The sequence below is a fragment of the Agromyces sp. P1_H4 genome (assembly GCF_056405255.1).
Window position 1 is genome coordinate 1 of record NZ_JBFUCL010000624.1, and the last position, 615, is coordinate 615.

Consider the following 615-nt stretch of genomic DNA (forward strand, 5'->3'; position numbering starts at 1 on the left):
AGAAGCTCGGGCAGAACTTCGTGCACGACGCCAACACGGTGCGGCGCATCGTGCAGACGGCCGGCGTGCAACGCGGCGAGACCGTGCTCGAGATCGGCCCCGGACTCGGATCGCTGACGCTCGGGCTGCTCGAGGCCGGGGCATCCGTGATCGCCGTCGAGATCGACGGCCGCCTCGCCGAGCAGCTGCCGCACACSGTGCGGTTCGTGGCCGAGGTGCTCGGCGACGACCTCGACGAGTTGTGCGCGCGGATCGCGTCGAACACGGTGGCCGTGTACGGCCCGTGGCATGATGAGGCCGTGCGGGAGTCGACGGCGTGAACGCGCACCGGCAWGAGGCCGATGGCGGTGGCGACCCCACGCCGCGCCTGCTCGGCCCCTCCGAGATCCGCGATCTCGCCGAACTGCTCGACGTCACCCCGACGAAGAAGCTCGGGCAGAACTTCGTGCACGACGCCAACACGGTGCGGCGCATCGTGCAGACGGCCGGCGTGCAACGCGGCGAGACCGTGCTCGAGATCGGCCCCGGACTCGGATCGCTGACGCTCGGGCTGCTCGAGGCCGGGGCATCCGTGATCGCCGTCGAGATCGMCGGCCGCCTCGCCGAGCAGCTGCC

The 615-nt window shown here is 71.4% G+C and carries 1 protein-coding gene and 1 pseudogene; both read left to right on the forward strand.

Annotated elements, in window-relative coordinates:
• Positions 1 to 203 (forward strand): annotated as a pseudogene (locus AC1DY2_RS20445) (rRNA adenine N-6-methyltransferase family protein); the annotation flags it as partial.
• A gap of 113 nt (positions 204 to 316) precedes the next feature.
• On the forward strand, positions 317 to 615 hold a 299-nt coding region (locus AC1DY2_RS20450; protein WP_476764077.1), incomplete at its 3' end, for an rRNA adenine N-6-methyltransferase family protein.